Here is a 25,695-nt window from a genome sequence, read left to right as displayed (position 1 = left end):
TGCTATTTTTTCTTATGGAAAAAAGGTACGCGTCTTTTAAATCAAAAAATGAGTAATTAGTGTTGTTGAAAAAGTCAATACTAACTGCATTGATGTTTGGAATTATTTCAATGACTGTAATTTCAATGTTAGATGATGCATATGCAGACAGTATAGCAGATTTTGTGGATCCAAATAAAGATCAACAATATTATTTGGATAGATATTACAATGAACCAACATACAAATCTTGGTTTGATAGAAATTATCCAGACATTACAATAGAGGAAGCAGTTGGGATAGATAATGAAGATTCAGGGATAAATTCAATTCTCAAAAAAGATCTTATACAAGAAGCTGATGCAACACTAATCCATCAAAAAACAACACAAACAAACAATTCAGAAATGGCACAAATAGCATTAGCCGTTGGGGGATTAGGAGTGCTCTTTGGTGCAGTATATGGAATAAAAAGAAAAGTAAATCACAATACAAGACAAATTTCAATTAATACTGACTATATCAAGAACAAGATTATTCATCCAGTTATTAGAACAAAACCAATAGACATACTTCAATTAAGACTTGCAAAAGGAGAAATATCATTTGAAGAATATGAAAAAATTAGTAAAAAACTAACCAGTAGTAATCATTGAACTCTTTTTAGCATTTAACTCGTGTAAATTATCATTCTTAAGATCTTCAAAGAATTGTTCGATCATTTTGATTCCTGAAATAATTTTGGGGGCATTGTCTTTTACAAACTGAGTCCTTTCAGAATTAGTTTTTGGCTTGTGCTCCAGATAATTTTTGTATACCGCAGCACCATTGTAATCAACAAATGCTATTCGTGCACTAAAATCAGTTCTTTCTAGAACCAAACTATCACCACCTACAATTGCAGTATGATAAGGATGAACAATTAATGCTTCAGATAGTTTTTGAGATGTGGAAATTTTTGCTTTTTGTAATTCGGGAGCATATGAATTAAAATCCGCTAATAGATAGAATGTTGCATCAGGTTTTGTTGCTTTTACTCCTTCAATAGAAGATAATTCATGATAAGTATACTCCCCCATAATATGATGAATATTTCTTGTGACTTCAAAATATTCATCAATTTCAGAACTAATCTCAAAACCTGCCACTGCTGCATGTTGGATGGGAGTTGAAACGGCAGTGTATTCTGTTGCAAGAATTTTTTTGAATTGATCTTTAAGTTCAATTGCATGCTGTGGAAAAATCACATAACCTAAACGATAGCCACCTGCTGCATGGGATTTTGATAATCCATTAGTTACAAACGTCCCTTCAGGATAAATTTTGCCCATACTAACAAACTTGGAAAAGTCATAACAGGTTTGAGCATAAATCTCATCAGAAATTACCGTGACGTTTTGTTCTCTACAAACATCTGCAATTTCTTCTAATTCTAGTTTATCATACAATAATCCTGTAGGATTGTTAGGGTTGTTTAAAATCAATATTTTTTGTCGGTCTTGTAATCTTAATGCAAGTTTTCGTAGATCAGCTGGAGAGATTTTCTTGTTTGCTCTTGTTGGAAGCATATGGTAGTTCTTTTTTAAGAATCGGATTTGTGGTAGATATCCAAGCCAAGCAGGAGTAGGTAAAATCACAGTACCGTGTAAAATTTCTAAAAGATTAAAGATTAGTTCTTTTGTTCCAGGTCCAACGTATATTCTGTTAGGAATTACATCTATTCCAAAATAATGTTTATTGTATTTGGATATGGCATTTCGAAGTTCAGGAATTCCTGGAACTGCAGCATATTCACCTTTGTGAACATTTTTGATTAGTGTATCTTGAATTATTTGAGGAACCGGGAATGGTGATTGTCCAAATGCAAATCCATAGAATCCAAATCCGCATTCTTTGTGAGGGCAATCAGAGTGAAATTCCTGAAGAAACGTGTTTAGTTTCAGATTTTCAGGCATTTCAATATCTTCAACTTGCTGATCAACGATAAATTTCAACGATTTAGTTTTGCTTTATGTAATAAAGTAATTGTTCGTGAAATTGAAGGTATCAAAAAGTGAATTTTCTCAACCTAGTTTAGGTACTTCTTCTAAAACAAGAGGGTTTTCAAGGGAGGACAGATCACCGAGTTCCATGCCTAATAATTTTGCTTTTAGTAATCGTCTCATAATTTTTCCAGTTCTAGTTTTTGGCAAGTCAGTTAATTGAAAAACAAATTTAGGTTTTGCAACTTTACCAATTTTCTCACTAATAAAATCAGATACTGTAGATTCTAAATCCGAATCATTTTTGTTATCCGCAACAAAGAAAACAACAATTGCCTCACCTGTGATACTATCGGGAATTGCAATTGATGCTGCATCAGAGATTTTTTTATGGGAAATTACAGTATGCTCAATTTCAGCAGTACTCATTCTATGACCTGAGACGTTAATTACATCATCTGTTCTTCCACGCATATACCACAGGCCATCCTCATCTACAAATACATAGTCACCATGAAACCAAATATCCTCAAATCGGGACCAATAAGTTTCAATGAATCGCTCATGATCATTGAGTAACCCTCTTGTCATTCCAGGCCAAGGAGAACGTATTATCAGATAACCATTTTCATTTTTTACAGAATTTCCATCATCATTAACAACATCAAGATCCATTCCAGGAACTGGAATTCCAACAGTAGAGGGTTTTAGTTTCATTCCAGGAAAAACAGACAACATTGCACCTCCAATTTCTGTCCCACCAGACAAATTCATAATTGGAATTTTTTTATTTCCAACTTTTTCAAATAACCACCACCAAGAATCTTCATCAAGGGGTTCACCTGTTGTTGGGATATTTTTGATTTTATCTAAAGAGAAATTTTTCAAAGGTTCTTCATTATTTTTTTTAAACAATCTTGTAGCAGTAGGAGAAATTCCAAATATTGTTGCTTGATATTCAGATAAAATTTTCCAGACTCTATCAGATTTTGGAAAATCTAATGCACCATCATATATCACCGAGCTAGCACCCATGATTAATAACCCATAGACATTCCAGACAAGACCAGTTATCCATCCAATATCAGCAGGCCAAAACAACACATCTTGTGCCTGCAAATCAATCAAATATGCTGCCTGATGACCCGCAAATACTGAAAATCCCCCATGAACATGTACAACTCCTTTTGGCTTCCCAGTTGTACCTGAAGTATACAAAATAAAGAGTGGATCTTCAGAATCCATTATCTCAGTGATGCAATCAGAGTTTTGAGATTCTACTAGTTCATCATAAAATGTTATATTTCCAGATTTTTCATACTTGTCTATTCCTTTGTATTTTACAACAATTGTTTTTTCTACTTTGGTTTGCTCTATTGCCTTTTGCATTGTTCCTTTCTGAGAGATAGGTTTTCCTTTTCTCAAAAAACCATCAGAAACAAAAAGAACTTTAGCATTACAATCTTGTAATCTTATGTGAAGTGATTCAGTACTATATCCTGAAAAGATTACAGTTTGAATTGCACCAATTTTTGCAGATGCTAAAATTGCCAAAATTGCTTCTTCAATCATTGGAAGATAAATTGCCACAACGTCCCCTTTTCTAACACCCAATGCCTTTAATCCATTAGCAAGTTTTGAAACTTTGTGATCTAACTCTACATAAGAGAGTTTTGATGTTGTGTTATCCTCAGAAATAAAATGATATGCTATTTTATTTGGAGTAAGTTTTACAAATTTTTCAACTGTTGATTTGTAGATGTTTGTTTTGCCATTAACAAACCATTTTGATTGAGTAATTCCTTGAGATGAATCTAATATTTTTGAATATGGAGAATCCCAAATTATTCCAATATCCTTATCAACTTCACTCCAAAACCATTCCAATTCATTTTTTGCTTTTGTGGATAATTCTGATAATGATGACAATCCATGTTTTTTTATAAACCGAAAAATATTAGATTCTTCAATTTGATTTTGTGTGGGAATAAATTCAAAATTAGACAATATTCAATTTTTAAAATTAGATGGACTGTAAAAAGATTTTAGATTAAGAAATATCAATTCCAAGACGTCTTGCACATGCAATTGCTGCCTTGCCATGATCCTCAGTAATTCCTGCTTTTTGAAATTCTTCTGTTCGTTTTGTGCCAGAAAATGTCGTGTTTTCACGATAATATTCTCTCAAAATTACTCCTATTTGCTCATCTAGTCTCTTACGAGTAGCCTCATTCATGCCTACTTGAAGTATAGTTGCATCAGATGTCGCCATAATTTTGATAAATTCTATATCTTCAAGTGTCAGTTCAGACATGTTTACTCTATCTGTTTTTTTAACAAATCCAATGTTAGTTTAGGATCTGCCTTTCCTTTTGTTTTTTGCATGACTTTACCTACAAGATAATTTATTGTCTGAGGATTAGATTTTGCTTGCTCTACTGCTTGAGGTTCTTCAGAAATTACATCTTTGATAATTGTAATTAATTCAGTTTCATCAGAAACATTTCCCAAGTCTAAATCAGACATTACTTGAGATAGTTCTTTTCCAGTTTTTACAATTTCATACAATGCATTTTTTGCAGAGTTTCTAGAAATCTTTCCTGTTTGAATTGCATCAGCCAAATCACGTAGATGAGTTGCAGTTATTTTTGATGATTCACGTTTTTCTCTAGTATCAACTAATCCCATCAAATCAGTAGTGATAATATTTGCAATCTCTTTTGCGTTTGATTCAGTATGAGAATCTTCAAATAAATCAGAGTAGAATTTATCTGAAGATAAAACATCTGCAACTTGATTTGGAATATTATATTTTGAAACATATCTTTCTTTTTTAGAACTAATACTTTCAGGCATTTCAGATTTTAGTTTATCTTGAATCGATGGATTAATTGTAACCCAAGGAATATCACCTTCCAAGAAATAACGATAATCTAATGCTTCTTCTTTAGAACGAGAAGAAATTGTTATCTTTCTTTTATCATCCCAGTGGCGAGTTTCTTGTGCAATTTCAATATCACGTGAATGTAAACTCTCTTGTCTTGTAATTTCAAAATGAACTGCTTTTTCCAAATCATGAAATGAACCGATGTTTTTTATCTCAACTTTCTTTCCACCTTCAATTGAGACGTTTGCATCAGCTCTCATTGCACCTTCCAAACTAGGATCAGATACCCCAAGATTTTCTAGTAAATCTGATAAAATATTTAGAAACTCTCGTACTCGTTTTGGATTCTCAAAATCAGGCTCAGTTACAATTTCAACTAGAGGTGTGCCTGCACGATTATAATCAACTAATGTTATCTGGTTTTTAGAGGAACTACCTTCGTAAATCAATCTTCCAGGGTCTTCTTCTAGTTGGATTCTAGTAATTCTGATTTTCTTATCTCCAACCATTACAGAACCAGCACCACCAATACTAGTATCTCCATAGATGTTTAGTTGAGTAATTTGGAAATTTTTAGGTAAGTCGGGGTAAAAATAATTTTTTCTAAAAAATGCAATTTTCTCAGGAGTTGAGCAGTTTAGAGCCATTGCAATCATTGTTGCTTTTTTTACTGCTTCTTGGTTTAAGCGAGGTAAGCTTCCAGGTAGGCCCATACAAATTGGGCAGATGTTAGTGTTTATTTCATAGGAACGATAGTTTGCTTTACATGGACAAAACAATTTGCTCTCAAGATTTGTTAATTGACAGTGAATTTCAAGTCCTATCTTAGTCATATTGGAACCTCTGGTAATTTTACAGTACTTTCAAGTGCAAATGCTGCTTGTAGTAGCGACTTGTCTTCCACAGTATTTGCCATAATTTGCATTCCAATTGGCAAGCCATTTGAGACATCAAAGGGTACAGAGATTGCAGGAATGCCAGTAAGATTTGCAGTTACTGTATTGATATCAACTAAAAATAATGCAATAGGATCATTAATCTTTTCTCCAATCTTAAATGGCAGTATTGGAACAGTTGGCGCTATTAGATAATCATATTTTTTAAATAATGCTTGAATTTCTCTAGTTAACTTTTGTTTTACTTTAAGTGCTTTGAGAAAATATTTCCCTGCATGTCCTGCGGATGGAACAAATCCTCCAAGAATCATTCTCCTAGTTACCTCTGGTCCAAATTTCGTTCTTGCCTTTGAAATATAGGAGTTAAATTCGTAACCTTCTACGGGAAAATTATAACCATACAACAAGTTGTCATATCGTGCTAAGTTACTTCCAGCTTCTGTTGCAGTAATTGTATAATATGCAGCAACTGAATATTTTACCATATCAAGTGACACATATTCGCAAGTGGCACCTAATCCTTCAAATTTTGAAACAGCATTTTTTGTTGCAGATAAAATTGCAGGATCAATACCATCACCTATCATCTCTTGAATTATACCGATTTTTTTACCTTCAATTCCAGCATCTATTCCAGATAAGTAATTTTGAGTTGAGTTAGATATAGTTGTGTCATCATTAGGATCTTGCCCAGAAAGGATATTAAGCAAAAATGCTGTGTCTTTAACTGTTCTAGTCATTGGTCCAATTTGTTCAATACTATTAGCATAAGAGATGAGACCAAACCTGCTAATCAGACCGTATGTGGGCTTGTATCCCACAACACCACAAAAACTTGCAGGGTTTCGTACAGACCCACCAGTATCAGAACCAAGAGATGCAACACATTCCATTGCACTAACAGATGCAGCACTTCCGCCAGATGAACCTCCTGGAACACAATCAAGATTCCAAGGGTTGTGTGTAGGGCCATATGCACTAAATTCAGTTGTCAACCCCATTGCAAATTCATCCATGTTTACTTTTCCAATAAATATCGCATCTTGTTCCTTAAGCTTTGAAATCACAGTTGCATCATAAGGTGCAATAAAATTTTCAAGCATCTTTGATGCACATGTTGTTTTGCTATTTTTGATACACATATTGTCTTTAATTGATATTGGCATGCCAAAACAATCACCAACTTTTTGTCCTGACTTTATTTTCTTATCAATCTCTCTTGCTTGATTAACTGCATCATCATTAACAGACAAAAAAGCATGTAGTTTTTCATCAACACTATGAATTTGCTCTAATGTTGCAGCAGTAAAATCTTCAGCAGAGATATTTCCATTTTGTACTTCTTGTACATATTCTAGAGCAGAAATTTTGAGATTCATTATGACATCTTTGGGGCTCGAACATAGGTTCCTTTATAGTGATTTAATTTTTCGATCAGTTTATCAGGATACGGAATATGTTCATCTTTTCTCAAAGAGGAAATAGGAATATCATCCATGACAATCTCTTCATCTTCAACTCCTGCGGAATCTAAAATGTCAAAATAATTAATCATCGCATGAACTTTGTCAATGAATTCCTTATGATCATGTACATCAATTTTCATCATTTTTGTTACAATTTCAATTTCTTCTTCGTTTACCACAATAATTCACCTAAAGTGCCATTTTCCATCCACATATTCTAAGGTTTTTGAATATGATCGAGTAAATTGTGCCCAAAAATCAACACACATCTGCCTCATTCTTAATTCAATCTGAAATTAAATTTCTTTGATATAATACTAATGATTATTCATGATAAAATAATTCATATTTTTACATTATAGTATAATTTTTTCCCAATTTCGGGATTTTCAATTTTAGTATATTAAGAAGAAAATAATTTTTTGTTTCATGGCATCTGAAATATCCAATAAATTAAATGAAAATTTTACATGTGAGGATGTGATTGATCTGGATAAGAGTATAAGATTTGTTGGAGTATGTTCTAATGAAGGTCACCTTCTAGAATGCAAATATAAAAATGACATCAATCCATTATTACCAGATAAGGTACTAAATAATGCAATTAAAGAAACGACATTACGACATAACTCTAGACTAAAAAATATAGGAGATATGGGACTTCCAAACTATACAATTACATCATATGAAAATGTAAACAGAGCCACAATTCCATTTGACGAAAAATTACTTTTATTAGTATCATTTGAAAAGTATGCTAATGAAATAGAACTTATGAAAAAAATTTTAGCATATATTAAGAAAAATTAATTTTTTATAAAAAAATCAAAAATTATGGGGTGAGTCTATCAACATCTCGTGGATAAAATGTGACATCACGTATATTTTCTGTTCCTGTAAGTGCCATAATTAATCTCTCAAGACCAATACCACATCCAGCATGGGGAGGTACGCCATAATCAAAAGCTCCAAGATGGTACTCGAATGCATCAGTGTTCATGCCTTTGTTTTTCATTCGCTCAGCTAACTCATCACGTTTTTCAATTCTTGTACTGCCTGAAGACAATTCCAAATCACCAAACATCAAATCAAAAGATTCAGAAATTTTTGGGTTTGATTTACTGTCTTTAACATAGAATGGTTTGGGTGCCAAAGGCCAATCTTTAATGAAATAGAATCCTTCAAGACCAATTTTTTTAAGATTAGAGGGATAAAGATCATCACCCCATTCAGTTTTTGCACCAGCCTTTTGCATTTTATCTACTAAATCATCATAAGAGTATTGAGGAATGGTATCAGGAACTTGAGGAATTGTGAATTCTGTGTCAGGGTTTTCTTTTGCATATTCATTTACAGTTTTAATTGAAACTTTGATGATTTCTTCAATTCTATTCATAACATCATTGTAATCTACAAATGCTTCTTCCAAATCAATTGAGATTGCTTCGGCAAGATGACGGTTAGTTCTTGAAGGTTCGGCTCTAAAGATTGGGGCAATCTCAAATACTTTTTCAAAACTCATTGTAAGTTGTTCTTTGTACAATTGCGGGCTTTGAGCTAAGAATGCTTCTTTGTTATAGTAAAATATTGGAAATAGTGCAGCTCCACCTTCAGTAGCAGTTGCTATCATTTTTGGGGTGTTAATTTCAACAAAGTTTTGAGCATTAAAATAATTTCGAATTGATTTTAAGACTAGACTTCGGGTGTTGAAAATGTGCTGTAGTACCTTTCGTCTAAGATCAATTGGTCTAACCTCTAATCTTGTATCAATGTTTTTGACAGTCTTGGCTATAGGCTCAAAGGGAGGTATTTTTTCAACTTCAGAAAATACTCGTAATTCTGTTGGAACTATCTCATATCCCCTTGGGGCTTTCTCAGAAGATTTTACATTTCCAGTTATAGCAATTGAAGAATGTGCCTTTAGAGAAGATATCTTTTCTCGAATATCATCAGGACAATCACCTTTCTTTGCAACAATTGAGACATCACCATTTTTGTCTCTAATTGTAGCAAAACTGATGTTCCCATGTCCTCTTATAGTTAGAACCCATCCCATGACAGTAACTTGTGAGCCATCCATCGAAGAGTTAATTTCATTAGAATAGTGAGATCTACGTAAAGTTCCTAATTCAGTTTCAATCATAATTTACTGTACTCCATATTTCATGGTGTAATTAATTTTTATATTAAATAATTCACTATCTCATTAATTTTCATAATGCTTATAGCCAGCAGCAACTCCACACCAAAACAAGATGGATGTATTAATCGGGATTGTTATCGCATTTATCATAGTAGTTGCAGGATATGTTGGATATCATGCATCTCAGCAAGAACCAGAAGTTGGTGGACATGATATTTCATTAGAATTAGATGTACTTGATGTAGATACCAAAACTATCCAGCCCCTCAAACAAACAATGATAAAATCAATATCTTGATCTCAAGGTAAAATTTAGATTAATTTACCAGTAATTTTCATAATTTTCATGGTTCTTTCTGAAAAAGAAAAGATAGTGGCAGTCATCTCAAATGGAATTGCAGTGTTTTCTTTACTACAAGAAAGAGAGGAACTTCCAAAAAACACAACCATGTATGATTTTGTTTTAAAAGTAATTCCAGAAGATCTCAAACCAGAACTCAGTGTGGAGCTAATAGACGAAGTATTCCAATATGTCACATCCGCACATAGTTCATAAAGTACAAAATTCTAGGATAGATATAGTATGACCTCAATTGCAACATTAGGTTCTCATTGCTCACTACAGGTTCTAAAAGGTGCAAAAGATGAAGGATTAAAAACAATTCTAGTATGTGAAAAGAAAAGAGAGAAACTTTATCGTAGATTTCCATTTATTGACGAATTAATCATAGTAGACAAATTCAAAGAAGTTCTTGATGAGAAATGTCAGTCAACTCTAGAACAAAATGATGCAGTGTTAATTCCACATGGAACATTAGTTGCACAAATGAGTTCTGAAGAAATTGAGTCAATCAAAACACCAGTATTTGGAAACAAATGGATTCTCAGATGGGAATCAGACAGAGAGATGAAAGAGAAGCTTATGAGAGAAGCAAATCTTCCAATGCCAAAGCCAGTTACAAATCCAAGTGAAATTGAGAAATTATCAATTGTAAAAAGACAAGGTGCAGCTGGAGGTAAAGGGTACTTTATGGCAGCAAATGAAGACGATTACAATGCAAAAAGAAATCAGCTTATCTCAGAAGGAGTAATTTCAAAAGACGAAACACTATACATTCAGGAATATGCAGCAGGTGTTTTAGCCTACTTGACATTTTTCTATTCTCCATTAAAAGAAGAATTAGAATTCTATGGAGTTGATCAAAGACATGAATCAGATATTGAAGGATTAGGAAGAATTCCAGCAGAGCAGCAATTAAAATCAGACAAAGTACCATCATTCAATGTAATTGGGAATAGCCCTCTAGTTTTGAGAGAATCATTATTAGATGAAGTATATACAATGGGGGAGAATTTTGTAGAAGCTGCAAAAAGAGTTGTAGCACCTGGAATGAATGGTCCATTTTGTATAGAAGGAGTTTATGATGAGAATGCAAAATTCACATCATTTGAATTTTCAGCCAGAATTGTTGCAGGTTCTAACATCTACATGGATGGTTCTCCATACTATTCATTGTTGTTTAATGAAACAATGAGTATGGGAAAAAGGATTGCAAGAGAAGTTAAAACTGCTACAGAATCAAATCAATTAGATAAAATTACAACATAAGTTACTTGCTTTTTGCAGTAACTTCCATTCCATGTTGAGACTTTATGATGTATTTGTCTCTAATCTTAACACTAACCCAATCAATTACTAAAACAGCTGCCAAGACCACCAACATAAAGACAGCAGCCTTTCCATACTCAAAGAATTTGATATAATTGATAATATAGAATCCAATTCCTCCTGCACCAACTAGACCAAGTATGCTTGTTTGACGTACATTGTAATCAAACATGTAAAGCATCTGACTTAACAAATGAGAAGCAGATTCAGGAATCACAACATATCGAATTAATTGCCATTTCGACACACCAATCGAACTAACAGCATCCATTGGATCAGAATCAATTGTCTCTATTGCCTCATACTGTAATTTTGCAACAAAGCCTATCGTATACATGATAATTGCCAAAACTCCTGCAAATGGACCTAATCCAACCATGATTACAAACAAAATTGCCCATAAAATTGAGGGAAAAGTACGAATTGCTGCTAACAATGCACGTATTGGAGCATAGACATATTTGCTGTTGAGATTTCTTGCAGCAAACATACTAAGTGGTAATGCAATTGCAACACCCACAATTGTTCCAATAAATGCCATCTGAATTGTTTCAAACATTGCCCAAAGAGCAGTTGGGATGTATTTTGATTCAACTTCAAGCATTTCTTCAGCTATAATTCCAAGATTTGGTAATCCTTGAATAAAGTCAATAGGATTTGCATCCACATTATACGATGCAACTACCAATAGTGCAATGATAATTCCAATTATGATGTTATTTTTTGGTGTCATCAGCATACATCTCCATAATTTCTTCGGTGGTCATATCGCCAGTTTGAAAATCAACTATAGTATCACCTTCAACACCAATCTCAAGAATTTTTTGACCTTCCTTAATCACTGCAACTCGATTTGCATATTCTAAAGCAAGTTGCATATCATGGTGAACCATAATTGCAGTAAGGTTCATTCTTTTTTGAGCATCTGCAATCAAATCCATAATTTCACGAGCAGTTACATGATCTAATTCTGAAACAATTTCATCAGCAAGTAATATTGCAGGATGTTGCATTAATGCTCTGGCAATTGCAACTCTTCTCTTCTCACCACCACTTAACATGTAGGCTTTTCTTTCTTCTTTTCCAGATAACCCAACTTGAGAAATTATTCTTTTAGCTTCTTGAATTTCATGTTCTGGAAATTTTTTGAAAAGTGATTGAATTTTACCTAATCGAGGTAAAGCACCAATGAGAATATTTTCAAGAACAGTACTGTTTTTCACTAAACCCAAATTTTGAGGAATGTATCCAATTGTATGCATCATTTTTTTGAATTTTTTGTTATCCATGTTAGGGGTGACATAATCAATTTTGATTATGCCTTTGCTAGGAATCATCATTCCGTTCATTAGTTTTAGTAAAGTAGATTTTCCTGAACCAGACTGTCCTACGATTGCATAGTTTGTTCCTCTATCAATGGACATGTTAACTCCTTCTAACGCAAAACTTTTCGAATCATATGATGTCCAAACATCATTCATTTGGATAATTTTCTTTGTAGCAATTGAAGAAAAAGAAGGATTTGCAGTCATCTGAATTTGTTTCATTTTTCAGAATTCCTGTTTTTATTTGCTCTTGTTGTATTTGTCAAGTATCTTCTGATCAAGTCCTGTCAATGCGTTGATGAATTCACCAAATTCACCTATGTGCATTGTTGTAGTAGTTGGAACTAGTGCTTCAGCACCATACAAGTCAGTTAAAATTGAATTATGCTCATCATAGTTTAATTTGATGAGAGTATCAACTAGTGCATTTTTGGTAGATTCTGACATGTCAGCACTTACCATAAACACATGTGATGGTACTGGGCCAATAGTTGTAACTGGACGTAATTTCTTTTGATCCTCTAATTCAAGATACTTTGCGGGTGCAATATCAGAACCAAATGCAACATCAACTTTTCCTTCAAGAAGTAAAGTCAATGCTGCTTTGTAACCCCCTGCAAAAGTATAACTTTCAAAGCTATTTGCTAATGCAGATTCGAGTGCGACGATATCATCACCTTCAATTGTCACATGTCCCTCAGTAACTAAAGTTCCCATAGGTCTAACAAAACCAGAAGAACCAGTCATGCTGGTAAATGCAACTTTTTTGCCAACAGTATCTTCAATTGATTGTAGAGAATCATTTTCTGCCAGTGTCCAAACTGTTGCTTGGTAATTCACTTTACCTCCAACAAGTTCTGCCAAAACGGCTTCTGCACCTGTTCTTTCATGGGTAATCCATGCAGGTCCAGTATCCATAAAGGCAGCATCAATGTGACCAAATCTCATACCTTCAATTATGGTCTCATAGTTTGTTGGGATAACTACTTCGACATCAATACCCAAATTACTTTCAAGGAATTGTTCTAGTGCTTGTGCTTTTGGAGTTAGTTCCTCAGCCTTTTCAACTGGAATAAATCCTATTGTCAAGGTATCAACATCTACAGATTTTGAATCAGATGAAACATTGATGACTCCACTTTCTATTAGAAATTCAATTCCATTTAGAAAAGTTGCATCATCTACAGCGCCTTCTGCCCACCAAGCAGCGTTTGTTTTAATCCAATCAGGGATTAAACTCTGTGCTTGTGCTGTTTGGCTCAAAGGAATTGCTGCCATGCCAATAGCTGCAAATGCAACAATAATCGCCAAAGTTGTTCGTTGTTTCATGATTACTAAAAAATTAGGAAGAGCTAAATTATTTAAACCGAATTTTCATTCCACAGAATCATTCCAAATCTATAGAACGAGAATAACTATAGGCTTGATTTTGGGTTATCAGTGTTTGGATACAGATTCAAACTAGGCTCAAGATTATCTACAGTTATCTCAACTTTTCCTATTCGGCTACGATACTGTTTTATCTTTTTTCCCTCTGGAGAAATTACATATTTGTCTACTTCTGCTAATGCAAGATCTTCAAGATTTGAAAGAGTCTTGTAAACTGTAGAAAGAGAGATTTTTAATTCTTCAGCAATCTGTGTTGCATCTTTTGATTCATTTTTGACTGAAAATAATACGGCTCTTGTACAAACATTACTTAGTGATTCAATAATTTTTTGGGTGATATCAAATTCAGATAATTGTATGATGTTTGGTTTTGACATAGAATCACTTGTTTGGCAGTAACGTTAGAACAGGTTCAGGTTTCTTTATTGAAATATCTGCTTTGCTAATTCTACTTCGGTAAACCTTGTATTTTCTACCTTTGTCAGATAACATCCATTTTTCAACTTCAATGAGTGTAAGTTCTTCAAGATCAGCCAATTTTTTGTAAACTGAACTAAGAGGTATTTTGAGTTTATCTGAGAGTTCTGCAGCAGTGTTTCCTTTTCTAATAATTGAAAATAGTATTGCGCGAGATTCAGAATCAGCCAATGCTTCTATGACTTTTTGAGTAATATCATATTTTTTTAGTTGAGGTAATGTAAGTTTTCTAGACATGCAAATATTCAAAATATTCTAGAGATATTTAAACGAGATGTTTTTGTTCTCATTCTATAGATTTAGAATTAATTATAATGAGTTGTTTCTTGATGAGTGGAAAGTTTTCTCCAAAATAATCCAAGAATAATTCCAACAGAAGCCCAAAACGAGGTGACACCAAGAACAGACATGAATCTAAACTCATTTACTAAATCCATAGGAGCAGTTATCTCATCAGGGTTTTCTGGCATTGCAACAAATACTGCAGATATGAATATCCCATAACCTAACAACGCAACAAGTTTTTTGTTGCTTTTAAGTTTCTTTGATAATTGATAAAATCCAACTGCACCAAACCCAGATATTGCAATAAATGATAAATATAAAATTGCTCTAAGAACTACTGTTTCACCATCACCGACTGTGGGAGGATTTGCAGGATATTTCAAGAAAGGAATAATGTATAGGGTTAACCACATGATTCCAGCAAGTAATAATGATTTTTTGAGATCATTGTTTCCAGGTAATGCGTTTCTAGATAAAGCAAATACGATTCCAAATAGTGCCCCAACAGAAGTTCCTAAAATTACACCAGCAAGAATTTGTCCACCTTTTTGCCAGGCTCTATATCCCTCATACTCAACCCAAAATTCAGGAGTGTCTTCTTCTTCACCAGATGCAAAAAGATTTTGGTTTTCAATGCCTATAGCTTGATCAAGATAGGGTTCAACAATTGCAAAGTTAACAGTGCCATGAATTAGTCCAGCAAATGCGCCAGAAATTAAAACAATAATGATAAAAAGAAATGTTTTCATGAGTACAGACTCCTAATGACAGGGAAAACCTGCTGCGTGTCTCATATCATGAGTAAGTTCATGGATGTACAAATCAGTAAATGCTTGTTCGCCATAAACTAGGCTAAAGATATGTCCTTGATCAAATCCTACAACAAATAATCCTGCTGCAAAGATAATACCTAATGCAACAATTGCTAATTTAGGGACACTTGATTTGGACACATTAATTTGTCTTGTTTCAGACATGAGATTAGCAGTAGGCTGAATGTATTTAAGCTCTTGGATGATTTATCCAATTTATAAAAAAATTAGAATTTGAGCCTGATCAAAGTTGTCAGTTTTTGATCGGACATACGGAGGAATAATACTGATTCATTTCATAAATTAATAGAAAATGAGCAATGTGAGCAGGGAAAATGAAAGTACAGACTACGGTCTAGAGGTATCTAAGATCATAGAGAGTAAATTAGTTGATCTTTATGGCGTAAATGGAATAGATCAATTCTGAAAACTATCATGGAGAATTCAAAAAGAACTGAAAAAGAGATCACCACAAATTTTGATTTGTTTTCAATGTTAATTCAAAATGTGTTTGGACAAATGGACGTTACAAAAATGCTAGAACCAATTGAAGTAATAATTAACAAAATAAACATCCCAAGAAATCCTGTAAAGAGATTACTAATTGCAGATGATGAACCAAATATTTTGAGACTTTATCAAGCATGGTTAGAATACGAATGCAATTATGTAGTAACAGTTCAAGACGGAAAGAAATGCATAGATGTTTTCAAAACTGAAACAACAGTTCATTCAAAAGATTATTTTGACATCATAATTCTTGATCAAAAAATGCCCAATATGACAGGTGTTGAAGCTGCAAAAGAAATTCTAAAAATTAATCCACAACAAAGAATAATTTTTGCATCAGGAAATCTTGAAAAATCACTCAGACAATCTATCTCAGAACTTGGTAAACTAGTAGAAGTCATAGAAAAACCATTCTTGGTTGAAGAATTAGAAAAGATGATAAAAGAAACAAGTGTATTAGAGAAACTAGAAACCATCAATTCTCAACAAAAAACAAATGAAGATAAAATAGATGAGGGTATTTTGCTTCTAACAAATCAGAATTAATAAATTCTGATTAATACATCGTAAATTAGGTAAGAACAACTGAAAAAAAATATCCAAATATTACAAAATATTGTCTCAAGAAAAGGCTCTAGCAAAGTGCTCACATTTAGCATTCCACACGTATTCAAAGCACTTCAATTATTATCAGAAGAAAAATTTGTGAGTAGAGCAACTTTGGGAAAAGAAGTTCATTTGGGAGAAGGAGCAGTAAAGACCCTAATTTCACACCTAAAAGAAGCAAAAATGATTGACTCTACAAGATCAGGTAATTTCCTAACAGAAAAAGGCAGAAAATTTACATCACAACTACAAATGATTATGCCAAAAGAATGTAAAATTGAGAAAAACAGTCTCACTCAAAGTAAAAATAATCATGCAATAATTTTAAAAAAATATTCATCTGCAATAAGAACAGGATTAGAGCAAAGAGATTATGCCATAATGTATGGTTCATCAGGATGCACAACACTTGTATTCAAAAATAACAGATTTGTATTTCCGGGAGAAGACAAAGATTGTTTAATTAAAGACAAGAAAACTAAGCAAACTCTTATGAATAAATTAACCCCGTCAGAAGACGATATCATTATTATTTCATCATCAGACGATTCATTTGTAGCAGAAATATCTGCAAAAAATTCTGCTCTTTGGACTATTGCTACAAATTAAACAAGACTTTTACTTGTATTTAGAACAACTTTAACATGAGCAAATACTACCTTCTAGTAATTCCAATAGCCATAGGTATTCTAGCAGGAGGATTCTTATCATTTTATCCAGAAGCAGAAAACAGCACCAAAAAACTAACACCATCAAAACTCATAGAGGACGGGTCTCCAGTATTAGGTAATAGTAATACAATAATTACCATTTTAGAATGGGGGGATTACCAATGTACGTATTGTTACAAATTTCATCAAAATACACTAAATTTGATTAATGAAGATTTTATAAAAACAGGAAAAGTAAAACTTGTTTTCAAAGATTTTCCTCTTAATGGTCCAGACTCTGTATTAGCAGCTGAGGCATCATATTGCGCAAATGACCAAGAAAAATATTGGGAGTATCATAATGAGCTTTACAAAAATTGGGGCGGAGAAAGAACAGGATGGATAACTAGAGATTCGCTAGATAGTTTTGCATCAACTGTAGGTTTGGATTTAGAGTTATTCAACACATGTCTTGATGAGCGCAAATATCAAGACAAAGTTAATGCATTGTATGAATTTGGAAGAGAGATTGGAATTGACGCCACCCCCTCATTTCTGGTATTCAATGATAAAGAAATAATCAAAATAAGAGGAAATCAACCATTAGAAGTATTCCTAAAAACAATTGATGAGTTGTGATCACATGACAATACAAAACAATCAATCAAAATTAATATCCGCATAGATTGGAGATAGCACAAATGGGAAAAATAGAGGTAGAAAAACAAGATTCTGTTAAAATCTATAAAATTCGAAAAACACTAGAAGAATTATCAAGAAAATCTGGTCGAGGAACAGAATTAATCACAGTATACATTCCAAAAGGAAAACAACTTCACGAAATTATCGGTACACTTCAACAAGAACAAGGTACTGCAGATAACATAAAGTCGGATCTAACTAGAACACATGTGGTAGATTCTTTAGGTAAAGTAGTTCAGAGATTAAAACTCTACAAGAAAACCCCTGAAAGAGGACTGGTGATGTTCTGTGGAGCATTACCATCAGAAGAAGGTGGACCTTTGGGAAGTGAAGTTGTCAAAGTTTGGGAAATAGATCCTCCAAAAGATTTGAATCAGTATCTGTACAGATGTGATGATCACTTCCACGTAGATATTCTAAAAGATATGCTCAAGGATGATAATCTAATTGGCTTTTTGGCAATTGATGCAAAAGATGCAGGATGGGGATTATTACACGGGGATAAAATCGAAGTGTTATCTCAAACAGGTTCAGGAGTTGCAGGAAAACATAGACAAGGCGGACAATCTGCAAAAAGATTTCAGAAATTAAGAGAGATGGAGTTAACATATTACTTTAACAGAGTAGCTCAAACAACACGAGAATATTTCATTGACATTTATCCAGTGAAAGGATTAGTCATTTCTGGTCCAGGACCTACAAAAGAAGATTTCATTAATGGAAACTATCTAGAATATAGATTACAAAATAACATTATCGCAACAATTGATTCATCATATTCAGGTTCAGAAGGTATCAGAGAAGCATTTTCAAAAGCTTCAGACATTCTAGGAAACTTTAGACTTGTTGAAGAAAAGAAGCTTGTAGAAGATTTATTCAGAGAGATTAATGCTAACACAGGAAAAGGATCATATGGATTACAAGAAGTAATAGAATTTCTAAAAAATAATGTAGTAGAAACTTTGATCATAACAGACAATACAAATCTGAACAGAGTTGAAGGAATATGTAAAAGATGCAAACATCTTCAAGAAGAAATTGTTGAAAGACCAGAAGTAATTCCAAAAAAGACAGAGTATGCTAACAATCCTTGTCCAGGATGTAAGTCAATGGAAGTTGAAGCAAACGAACAAGATATTGTAGATTATTTAGAATTGATAGCATCAAAAACAGGTTCAAAATTAGAAGTTGTATCTGGAAGTGCAGAGCATGGAAATATGCTAGCTAGTCTTGGAAAAATTGGTGCGATTTTAAGATATAATCCAGGGCACACTAAATAGCACTACGGATTTTTTTTGCCAATTCTTCAAGTTCAGAATCACTAGGTATTTGGCGTTTAGTCCAGATTGTTCCTTTGCTAGTATATCTTGGAATTATGTGGATGTGTACATGTGGGATTATCTGTTTGGCAGCACGGCCATTATTTTGAGCAATACTAAACGCATCAGCATTAGCACCAGTTAGAATAGCTTTGGCAATTTTTGGAACTAGCGAAAAAAGTTTTCCTACATTTTCAGGAGTCATATCAGTAATCCTTTCGTGATGTTCACGTGGAATCACCAAACTATGACCTACATCTATTGGGTATCTATCCATAAATGAAACATGAGAATCATCTTCATACAAGATGTGGCCTTCTCTTTTACCATCTAAAATATCACAAAAAATACAGGTCATGAATTCAACAGTGTTTGATTTTATTTATTATTTATTGGAAAATAATTCTCAGAGAATACGAGTTTATCGAATGGTTAATTAGGGCAAATTTTAGAGTTTGAACATCCTATGGGCAGAAAAGAGAGAAGAGCACGTGAACAAAAACGTGAAAACTATGCTACAAAACATTCAGCTGCACAGAGAAAACAGACATTAATTGCAGTTGGGGTTTTAGCAGTAATTGCAGTAATCGTAGGATACGCAGCATATCTTTTTGTTACCATGGATCAAAGCACAGCCCCAGGAGGTCCTGAAAACGCAGGAGCATTGGGCAGTGATCACGCACATGCTGCGATTCAAGTAAGAATATTTGGAGATTATTTCGACTTTTCAGCGCCAGCATACCAAATCAAATCAAGTTGGATTCACTTTGAAGGAAGAGATGGCTCCACAGTACACAAACATGCAACAGGTGTAACGTTAGGATATCTATTTGAGACATTATCATTAGGTCTTGATGACCAATGTTTTGTATTCCAAGATGGTAGAGAATTCTGTACCAATGAAGATTATTCTCTAAAGTTCTTCCATAATGGAAAACAGGTTCAAGACATCAGAGATATCGAAATCATGGAAGATGATAGAATTTTGATATCATATGGCGGAGAAACACCTGAAGAAATTGAAGGCCAATTAATAGAATTAGAGAATCAAAGAATAGTCAAATAGAATTCTAAGATTCCTTTGTTGTAAATTGTGCCATCTTATCAAAGAACATGTAATATCCACAACGAGTACATCTTAGAACAGTTAATTCAGTTGTAAGGAATTCTTTGTCTTCAAATCTACCACTAAGTTTTACATTTTCACCTGCGATTTCGGCTTTGTTACTTTTACAGACAGGGCACTCAAGTGCTTTTTGTTCCATGAAATTAAAATGAAAAGTTACAATTTAAACTCAATGTACATAATTCAGGAATACGAATTTCGAATAATCAGATGTATTCTAATATACGAAAAATTTAATCAGATTATGAAAATTCTTATTTTTAGTATTTCACTTTTGGTGTTATTCTCAGTTCCAGCAGTATTTGCACAACATCATGGAGGAGAACAAGCACCCCCAGTCTCATTTGGGGATGGGGAATTAACTGTTAGTACAACAATCTTTCCAGCAGATTATACAGTTGGAAAAGATTCCAGTGTTAATTTGAACATTCGATTGTTTGACACTGCATCAAATATGAATATTGAAAGTGTAACTTATCGAGTTCAAATATTTCAAGGCACACAGTTAGTTGCAAATCAAATGTTTTATGATAAAGACGGAGAGTTGAATCTAAAAATCAAACCAAAATTAGGTTGTGAGGAAAAAGAATTATGGAAATGTACAACATATTTTGGTGAAAACGATCCAATTGTACCAAATGCACTTGTTTCTTCAGCATCAAGTATGCCAGTAATTTCAGGTCCAGTATTTCATGAAAGTGGGGAATATCTAGTCAAAACATCCATCATAGGTGCCAAAAACCCAAAAACACAAACATCTGAAGATATTGAATTTGAGACAACATTATTCATTCCATCTGAGAAAATTTTTACAATATCAATCAATCAAAATGAATACAAAATTCCTGTAAAGAATTATCAATATCCTGTGACAGATATGATTTTTGATTTAGAAGAAGAAGAATTATCATTTAACATTCCATTTGATTGGAATCATCTCGAGCACACCTATCATTTGAAAAATTCTTTTGAGTTTCCAAAATCATTTTTTGGTTTTGAAGAAGTGTATGGCTTTACAGCTATTGTAAATGACGAATTAGTAATACCAAATGCACTACATTATGATACGATATCAAAAAAGAATTCAAATGTAATTCATTTTATGATTGATCAAGAAAATCTTAAGAAAATTAAAAGCAATTCAAATAATCTGAAAATTTCTATTTTGCCAGGGAATGACTCATCTTTTGTAAAAAAAGAAATTCAGTTTAATGACCAATTTTCAGCTTTAATTCAATATGATTCAATTTTTTCACAAGAAAAAGAATTAACGCTTAGTCTGGCGTTTTTTGAGAATGGGGAATACATTGAAAATGTTAGGTATGGATATTCCATTATTTACCCTAATGGAGTAGAGGAATTAAACACAGGCGGGAATCAGAAGATCTTAGGAATAACATTACCACAAGGAAACGAAATAAGAGAATTTGGTAAAGCACAAGAAGGAAAATATGAAATTCAACTTGTTTTAATTGGTAAAGATTTCACAGATCTGCCAAAGTATCTTTATTCTAAATTTGACCTAGAACTAATAGAAAATACCGAGAATGCTCAAAAACCAAGTTCTTCAAAAGAGATTCCTGCATGGATAAAAAATAATGCTGCTTGGTGGGCAGAAGGTTCTATAGATGATTCATCATTTACAAAAGGATTAGAATTTTTAATTAAAGAAAAAATCATGAATGTTAATTCAGTTGTAGAGACAACTAGTTCTTCAAAAGAGATTCCTGCATGGATAAAAAATAATGCTGCTTGGTGGGCAGAAGGTTCTATAGATGAAAGTTCTTTTGTGTTAGGTATAGAATTTCTGATTAAACAAGGGATTATTCAAGTAGAATAGAAATATTTGATCATTTGACTCTCCATTTTTATTTTAAATTTAAAACAAAATTGATTATCAAGTTGGATTTTAAAACAAAGTCTAAATTATAGCAATCAAGAATTCCATATTATGGAAGGAATCTCTAGTAGAAATGTTGTAGAAGGCACTTCTCGTGCTCCTCAAAGAGCAATGTACAAAGCTATGGGACTAGATGATAGTGATTTATCAAAACAAATGATCGGGGTATGTCATACAGGAAATGAAGCTACACCATGCAATATTCACCTTCCAAGATTAGCACTCAAAGCAAAAGAGGGGGTTTCAGATGCAGGAGCAACACCTAGAGAATTTTCAACAATTGCAGTAAGTGACGGAATTGCAATGGGACATGAAGGAATGAAATCTTCTTTAATTTCTCGTGAAGTAATTGCAGATTCTATAGAGTTAATGGTTAGAGCACATCAATATGACGCATTAGTAGGAATTGCAGGATGTGATAAGAGTCTCCCAGGAACAATGATGGCAATGGCAAGATTGAACGTTCCATCAGTATTTGTTTATGGTGGAACTATAATGCCAGGAATGTTAAATGGAGAAGAACTAACTGTTGTAGATGTTTATGAGGCAGTTGGAGCATATGATGCAGGTCAATTATCATTAGAGGGTTTAAAGAATATTGAAAATACTGCATGTCCAAATGAAGGATCATGTGGCGGAATGTTTACTGCAAATACAATGGCATCAATTTCAGAAGCCATCGGTCTTTCATTACCAGGTAGTGCAAGTCCACCTGCAGAAGACGATAGAAGAGAAAAGATGGTTTATGACACAGGAGTAGCATGTGCAAAAGCATTGCAGATGGATATAAGACCAAAAGAAGTTCTTACGTTTGAGGCATTTGAAAATGCAATTACAATGTTGAATTCTGTTGGAGGTTCAACAAATGGAATTTTACATTTATTGGCACTTGCAAATGAAGTAAATATCAAATTAACATATGATGATTTTGAGAGAGTTAGAAAAAAGACACCACATATAGCAGATATGAAACCTGGTGGAAACTATGTAATGAACTCACTAGACAAGATTGGAGGAATTCCATTTGTCTTAAAGAAATTACTTGACAAGGGCCTGTTAAATGAAAATTGCATTACAATTACTGGAAAAACAATTAAAGAAAATTTGAATTCAATGGTTTTACCGCAAGTAGAACAACAAATAATCAGATCAGTAGAAAATCCAATCCACAACGTTGGAACAGCAGTAATTCTCAAAGGTTCACTTGCGCCAGATGGAGCAGTCATTAAAACTGCAGGAGTAGAAATGACAAAATTCACAGGCAAAGCTCGTGTATTTGATAGAGAAGAATTAGCCTTTGAAGCTGTAAAAAGGGGAGATATTGATGAAGGCCATGTTGTAGTAATTAGATATGAGGGACCTAAAGGAGGGCCAGGTATGAGAGAGATGTTAGCAACAACTGCAGCATTAGTGGGTCAAGGATTAGGCAAAAAAGTTGCAATGGTCACAGACGGAAGATTCTCAGGTGGAACAAGAGGGTTCATGGTAGGACATGTTGCACCAGAAGCATATGTTGGAGGACCAATAGCACTTGTAAAAGATGATGATGAAATTACCATAGATACTGAAACTAACATAATTGATCTTCATGTATCATCAGAAGAGTTGGAAAATAGGAGAAAAGAGTGGAATCCTCCAAAGCCAAATTACACTACAGGAGCTTTGGCAAAATTTGCAACGCTGGTAGGTTCTGCTGCAGAAGGAGCAATTACAAAACCTAATCTTTAGAAAGTTTTTTCAAATCTAGACTTATTCAATCATATATCTATTTTCAAGAAAAGATGATCAATTTGTCCATAATCTTTATAGATCAGCGATCAGAAATCAACCTAGAGATAACAGAAAAGAAAATTAAATTATCATATTATTGAACCTGTTATCTACTACAGATTTTCTATTCCTAAAACATCATAGTATGATTTTGGAATCATCTGTTGTGCTTTGAAAAAGACATTATTTGCAGCAGCATCAAGAACATATGTTCTAGCCCAATCATCTTCACTACGTATAGAGCGTCCAAAACCTTGAAGTAGTTTTGTCAAGGTTTGAGAAGTATACCAAAGAGGGAATTTATCCATCTTAGCCTTTGTTCGCTTTTCTTTGTAGTTTGGATATGGAACCTTGGCAATAATTTGAAAACGAGAAAGATCATCTTTTAGATCAACTCCCTCCCAGAGAGAAGATGAAAGTAAAACACCAGTAGGATCCGATGCATGTTCAGATATTATTTCATCTTGTGTTTTTCCATCCTTGTTTTTACTATGACAAATTCTAATTCGTCTAGTATTTTTTGGTGAAAGAAATCTCAAAATTTTTTGACAACGTGGAATAGAAGATGTAAGGATTAATCCACGTTCAGTAGAATGTTCATCTAAAATTCGATCAATTGTTTTGATTACTTCTAATTCATCTTCTTCTGTAGAGCCATAACTTAGTCGCCTAATGTTTAACAAATCAATTCTTCTATTTTCAATTGGAAACGGGGATTTTGGTGCATCTACAAATGCCACTTCATCTTGGTTTAAACCCATATTTTCACAAAAACTTTGTTTATCGATTGTAGCGGACATGAAAATTTGATATTCTGTTTCAAAAAACTCATTTGCGAATTTTGAAACATCAATAGGTTTTACAGATATGGTTCTAAAATTTCCATTCAAGTCACGGATAGGATCATTGACAACAAAATTATCTTTGTCATTTGCAATGTCAATTTTTGCTTGAGCTGCTCTATCATAACGTCTTTCCAACCTTGAAATCAATTCATAATCAGGATTATTTTCAAATCCAGGACTTTCTTTTATGTCCTTAATTTTTTTTGCATAAGAATATGCAATATCGTCAGTCAAAGATATCATAGAATCTAAGTCTGTAAAATCATATTTTTCAGCATTAAGATTACATTCATCAACCTGTCCAGCAAATATGTCAAACCCTACAAATTGAATAATTTGGTCTTCAATTTTATGAGCCTCATCAAAAACAGATACTTTTCTATCCAAATAATCTTCAAATAATTTTTTGTTAAACTTCATAATTTGAAAAAAAGCATGATAATTCCAAAGAGAGTGTTTTGCAACTAGTGCTTCGTATTTTTGAAGATAGTAATGACATGAGTTTGAATCATGAGTGTTTTCTTCAACTTGTTTTATTGTGGGCTTGAATTTACAAGTCTCTATGACCTCTTTGCCATTTTTACTTGTACGTTCAAGACATTCTCCTTTTTCACAAGTAAGACCCCATCTTACAGCTCTCCTAGAATTATCTACTTTTTCAGCAGACATTAGTTTTAAGCAAGGGAAATTTTGTTTTCCTTTAACGGGTTTTAAAAAAGGAATATCTTTGATATATTGATCTTGAAGATGTTTTGATGCAGTTACAGTAAATGAACTATCAAAGTATTTTGAAACAGTTGCACCAACTAAAGACTTTCCAACACCTGTAGGAGCACACAAAACAATTTTCTTATACCCAGAACGGAATTGCTCTTCAATATCTGCAATAATTTCTTTTTGAATGGCTCTAGGGGTAAACTGTTCAGGAAATTTTTCTAAAAGGGACAGGATCAATCT

General features: G+C 33.4%; 29 protein-coding genes. 12 read left to right on the top strand and 17 right to left on the bottom strand.

The window, feature by feature from the left end; translation table 11 throughout:
• Nucleotides 1–59 precede the first annotated feature (59 nt).
• Nucleotides 60–635, top strand: coding sequence for an SHOCT domain-containing protein (locus ACX12B_RS04225; RefSeq protein ID WP_459352807.1), 576 nt, complete (start codon nucleotides 60–62; stop codon nucleotides 633–635).
• Here the strand turns inward: ACX12B_RS04225 and ACX12B_RS04220 are convergent.
• The 6 genes from ACX12B_RS04220 to ACX12B_RS04195 all read right to left on the bottom strand — a co-directional run bounded on the left by ACX12B_RS04220 (nucleotide 615) and on the right by ACX12B_RS04195 (nucleotide 7,389).
• Nucleotides 615–1,973, bottom strand: a complete 1,359-nt coding sequence (locus ACX12B_RS04220) for a pyridoxal phosphate-dependent aminotransferase (protein WP_459352806.1) — start codon at nucleotides 1,971–1,973, stop codon at nucleotides 615–617. The two genes, ACX12B_RS04225 and ACX12B_RS04220, sit on opposite strands and share 21 nt — an antisense overlap.
• 69 nt (nucleotides 1,974–2,042) lie before the next feature.
• Complete coding sequence (locus ACX12B_RS04215) at nucleotides 2,043–3,968, bottom strand: AMP-binding protein (protein WP_459352805.1); 1,926 nt, start codon at nucleotides 3,966–3,968, stop codon at nucleotides 2,043–2,045.
• Between the two features lie 43 nt (nucleotides 3,969–4,011).
• The gene (locus tag ACX12B_RS04210; RefSeq protein ID WP_459352804.1) at nucleotides 4,012–4,275 is read right to left on the bottom strand and encodes a hypothetical protein; all 264 of its coding nucleotides are present in this window, start codon (nucleotides 4,273–4,275) and stop codon (nucleotides 4,012–4,014) included.
• Nucleotides 4,276–4,277: 2 nt separating this feature from the next.
• A complete protein-coding gene (gene gatB / locus ACX12B_RS04205) occupies nucleotides 4,278–5,681 on the bottom strand; it encodes an Asp-tRNA(Asn)/Glu-tRNA(Gln) amidotransferase subunit GatB (RefSeq protein WP_459352803.1) in 1,404 nt (467 codons plus the stop codon).
• Nucleotides 5,678–7,123 carry an Asp-tRNA(Asn)/Glu-tRNA(Gln) amidotransferase subunit GatA gene (gene gatA / locus ACX12B_RS04200; protein ID WP_459352802.1) on the bottom strand — a complete coding sequence of 482 codons (1,446 nt, stop codon included), beginning with the start codon at nucleotides 7,121–7,123 and terminating at the stop codon, nucleotides 5,678–5,680. Before gatA ends, gatB begins: the two co-directional genes overlap by 4 nt.
• Nucleotides 7,123–7,389, bottom strand: coding sequence for a hypothetical protein (locus ACX12B_RS04195; RefSeq protein ID WP_459352801.1), 267 nt, complete (start codon nucleotides 7,387–7,389; stop codon nucleotides 7,123–7,125). The genes gatA and ACX12B_RS04195 overlap by 1 nt, the downstream gene beginning before the upstream one ends.
• A gap of 250 nt (nucleotides 7,390–7,639) precedes the next feature.
• Between ACX12B_RS04195 and ACX12B_RS04190 the strand changes: the two genes are divergently transcribed.
• Nucleotides 7,640–8,020: a DUF6659 family protein gene (locus ACX12B_RS04190; protein WP_459352800.1), complete on the top strand. Its 381-nt coding sequence runs from the start codon at nucleotides 7,640–7,642 to the stop codon at nucleotides 8,018–8,020.
• 22 nt (nucleotides 8,021–8,042) lie between these two features.
• On the opposite strand, the gene aspS is transcribed toward ACX12B_RS04190, so the two are convergent.
• A complete protein-coding gene (gene aspS / locus ACX12B_RS04185) occupies nucleotides 8,043–9,353 on the bottom strand; it encodes an aspartate--tRNA(Asn) ligase (protein ID WP_459352799.1) in 1,311 nt (436 codons plus the stop codon).
• 112 nt (nucleotides 9,354–9,465) lie between these two features.
• Here aspS and ACX12B_RS04180 point away from each other — a divergent pair, with 112 nt between their 5' ends.
• Genes ACX12B_RS04180 through ACX12B_RS04170 form a run of 3 tightly spaced genes read left to right on the top strand, consistent with a single transcriptional unit; the run spans nucleotide 9,466 to nucleotide 10,962 of the window.
• A complete protein-coding gene (locus ACX12B_RS04180; RefSeq protein WP_459352798.1) occupies nucleotides 9,466–9,651 on the top strand; it encodes a hypothetical protein in 186 nt (61 codons plus the stop codon).
• 48 nt (nucleotides 9,652–9,699) lie between these two features.
• Nucleotides 9,700–9,909 (top strand): hypothetical protein, encoded by a 210-nt coding sequence (locus tag ACX12B_RS04175; protein WP_459352797.1) that lies wholly within the window; start codon nucleotides 9,700–9,702, stop codon nucleotides 9,907–9,909.
• Between the two features lie 27 nt (nucleotides 9,910–9,936).
• Nucleotides 9,937–10,962: a DUF1297 domain-containing protein gene (locus ACX12B_RS04170; RefSeq protein WP_459352796.1), complete on the top strand. Its 1,026-nt coding sequence runs from the start codon at nucleotides 9,937–9,939 to the stop codon at nucleotides 10,960–10,962.
• A 1-nt stretch (nucleotide 10,963) separates the two neighbouring features.
• Here the strand turns inward: ACX12B_RS04170 and phnE are convergent, their stop codons facing one another.
• From phnE to ACX12B_RS04135, 7 genes are all read right to left on the bottom strand, one after another.
• Nucleotides 10,964–11,755 carry a phosphonate ABC transporter, permease protein PhnE gene (gene phnE / locus ACX12B_RS04165; protein ID WP_459352795.1) on the bottom strand — a complete coding sequence of 264 codons (792 nt, stop codon included), beginning with the start codon at nucleotides 11,753–11,755 and terminating at the stop codon, nucleotides 10,964–10,966.
• Nucleotides 11,739–12,569: a phosphonate ABC transporter ATP-binding protein gene (locus ACX12B_RS04160; RefSeq protein ID WP_459352794.1), complete on the bottom strand. Its 831-nt coding sequence runs from the start codon at nucleotides 12,567–12,569 to the stop codon at nucleotides 11,739–11,741. Before ACX12B_RS04160 ends, phnE begins: the two co-directional genes overlap by 17 nt.
• Before the next feature lie 18 nt (nucleotides 12,570–12,587).
• Nucleotides 12,588–13,676, bottom strand: coding sequence for a phosphate/phosphite/phosphonate ABC transporter substrate-binding protein (locus ACX12B_RS04155; protein ID WP_459352793.1), 1,089 nt, complete (start codon nucleotides 13,674–13,676; stop codon nucleotides 12,588–12,590).
• 86 nt (nucleotides 13,677–13,762) lie between these two features.
• Nucleotides 13,763–14,113, bottom strand: a complete 351-nt coding sequence (locus ACX12B_RS04150) for a helix-turn-helix domain-containing protein (RefSeq protein ID WP_459352792.1) — start codon at nucleotides 14,111–14,113, stop codon at nucleotides 13,763–13,765.
• Nucleotides 14,114–14,117: 4 nt separating this feature from the next.
• Nucleotides 14,118–14,450, bottom strand: a complete 333-nt coding sequence (locus tag ACX12B_RS04145; RefSeq protein WP_012215260.1) for an ArsR/SmtB family transcription factor — start codon at nucleotides 14,448–14,450, stop codon at nucleotides 14,118–14,120.
• A gap of 68 nt (nucleotides 14,451–14,518) precedes the next feature.
• The gene (locus tag ACX12B_RS04140) at nucleotides 14,519–15,247 is read right to left on the bottom strand and encodes a CbtA family protein (RefSeq protein ID WP_459352791.1); all 729 of its coding nucleotides are present in this window, start codon (nucleotides 15,245–15,247) and stop codon (nucleotides 14,519–14,521) included.
• 12 nt (nucleotides 15,248–15,259) lie between these two features.
• On the bottom strand, nucleotides 15,260–15,475 hold the full coding sequence (locus ACX12B_RS04135; RefSeq protein WP_459352790.1) for a CbtB domain-containing protein: 216 nt from the start codon (nucleotides 15,473–15,475) through the stop codon (nucleotides 15,260–15,262).
• Between the two features lie 270 nt (nucleotides 15,476–15,745).
• Here ACX12B_RS04135 and ACX12B_RS04130 point away from each other — a divergent pair, with 270 nt between their 5' ends.
• From ACX12B_RS04130 to prf1, 4 genes are all read left to right on the top strand, one after another.
• On the top strand, nucleotides 15,746–16,366 hold the full coding sequence (locus ACX12B_RS04130; RefSeq protein WP_459352789.1) for a response regulator: 621 nt from the start codon (nucleotides 15,746–15,748) through the stop codon (nucleotides 16,364–16,366).
• A 96-nt stretch (nucleotides 16,367–16,462) separates the two neighbouring features.
• Nucleotides 16,463–17,035 carry a DUF4443 domain-containing protein gene (locus ACX12B_RS04125; protein ID WP_459352788.1) on the top strand — a complete coding sequence of 191 codons (573 nt, stop codon included), beginning with the start codon at nucleotides 16,463–16,465 and terminating at the stop codon, nucleotides 17,033–17,035.
• Nucleotides 17,036–17,070: 35 nt separating this feature from the next.
• A complete protein-coding gene (locus ACX12B_RS04120; protein WP_459352787.1) occupies nucleotides 17,071–17,715 on the top strand; it encodes a DsbA family protein in 645 nt (214 codons plus the stop codon).
• A gap of 62 nt (nucleotides 17,716–17,777) precedes the next feature.
• On the top strand, nucleotides 17,778–19,058 hold the full coding sequence (prf1, locus tag ACX12B_RS04115; RefSeq protein WP_459352786.1) for a peptide chain release factor aRF-1: 1,281 nt from the start codon (nucleotides 17,778–17,780) through the stop codon (nucleotides 19,056–19,058).
• On the opposite strand, the gene ACX12B_RS04110 is transcribed toward prf1, so the two are convergent.
• Nucleotides 19,051–19,455, bottom strand: a complete 405-nt coding sequence (locus ACX12B_RS04110) for an HIT family protein (protein ID WP_459352785.1) — start codon at nucleotides 19,453–19,455, stop codon at nucleotides 19,051–19,053. The genes prf1 and ACX12B_RS04110 overlap by 8 nt on opposite strands.
• Before the next feature lie 108 nt (nucleotides 19,456–19,563).
• On the opposite strand from ACX12B_RS04110, the gene ACX12B_RS04105 reads away from it, so the two are divergent.
• Nucleotides 19,564–20,163 carry a protein-disulfide isomerase gene (locus tag ACX12B_RS04105; RefSeq protein WP_459352784.1) on the top strand — a complete coding sequence of 200 codons (600 nt, stop codon included), beginning with the start codon at nucleotides 19,564–19,566 and terminating at the stop codon, nucleotides 20,161–20,163.
• Between the two features lie 4 nt (nucleotides 20,164–20,167).
• Here ACX12B_RS04105 and ACX12B_RS04100 read toward each other — a convergent pair whose 3' ends face one another.
• A complete protein-coding gene (locus ACX12B_RS04100; RefSeq protein ID WP_141975483.1) occupies nucleotides 20,168–20,362 on the bottom strand; it encodes a hypothetical protein in 195 nt (64 codons plus the stop codon).
• Between the two features lie 105 nt (nucleotides 20,363–20,467).
• Here ACX12B_RS04100 and ACX12B_RS04095 point away from each other — a divergent pair, with 105 nt between their 5' ends.
• The gene (locus ACX12B_RS04095; RefSeq protein WP_459352783.1) at nucleotides 20,468–22,063 is read left to right on the top strand and encodes a peptidase; all 1,596 of its coding nucleotides are present in this window, start codon (nucleotides 20,468–20,470) and stop codon (nucleotides 22,061–22,063) included.
• 111 nt (nucleotides 22,064–22,174) lie between these two features.
• Nucleotides 22,175–23,851, top strand: a complete 1,677-nt coding sequence (gene ilvD, locus ACX12B_RS04090) for a dihydroxy-acid dehydratase (RefSeq protein WP_459352782.1) — start codon at nucleotides 22,175–22,177, stop codon at nucleotides 23,849–23,851.
• A gap of 155 nt (nucleotides 23,852–24,006) precedes the next feature.
• Here the strand turns inward: ilvD and ACX12B_RS04085 are convergent, their stop codons facing one another.
• On the bottom strand, nucleotides 24,007–25,692 hold the full coding sequence (locus ACX12B_RS04085) for a helicase C-terminal domain-containing protein (RefSeq protein WP_459352781.1): 1,686 nt from the start codon (nucleotides 25,690–25,692) through the stop codon (nucleotides 24,007–24,009).
• Between the last annotated feature and the right edge of the window lie 3 nt (nucleotides 25,693–25,695).

Source organism: Nitrosopumilus sp. S6, from assembly GCF_054515815.1.
Note: the sequence above shows the minus strand (reverse complement) of the source record. Positions and strands in the feature narration are given on the sequence as shown.